A 451-nucleotide genomic window follows, 5' to 3' on the forward strand; every position below is an offset into this window, starting at 1 on the left:
AAGCTGAACCAGACGCTGACGGCCACCGCGCAGGCCCTCGACGGCCTGGGTGACAAGTTCGGCCAGTCGATCGTCAACGGCAACGACATCCTGTCGGACCTCAACCCGCGTATGCCCCAGATCCGCCGCGACATCGCGGGTCTGGCGGACTTGGGCGAGGTTTACGCGAATGCGGGTCCGGACCTGTTCGACGGTCTGACCAATGCGGTCACCACCGCCCGCACGCTCAACGAGCAGCGCGGCAATCTGGATCAGGCGTTGGTGGCGGCGGTCAGCTTCGGCGGGGCGGGCGTCCCGTCGGCGGAGGCCACGGGTGCGGCGGCGAGCAGGGCGGTGGCGGCGAGTGCGGTGGCGACGGCGAGGCGCCGGGTGGTCGCGGTCATGTCCTCACGCCCCGATCCGGTAGAGCGAGTGGGTCCAGGAGAACTGGTTGTTGTTGACGTACCAGGAG

The 451-nt window shown here is 69.0% G+C and carries 1 protein-coding gene; it reads left to right on the forward strand.

Features of this window, described 5'->3' with window-relative positions:
- The coding region (locus RM844_RS32730) for an MCE family protein (protein ID WP_311671071.1) at positions 1-451 on the forward strand (451 nt) is incomplete at both ends.

This window comes from Streptomyces chisholmiae (assembly GCF_031845445.1).
GTDB lineage: Bacteria > Actinomycetota > Actinomycetes > Streptomycetales > Streptomycetaceae > Streptomyces > Streptomyces chisholmiae.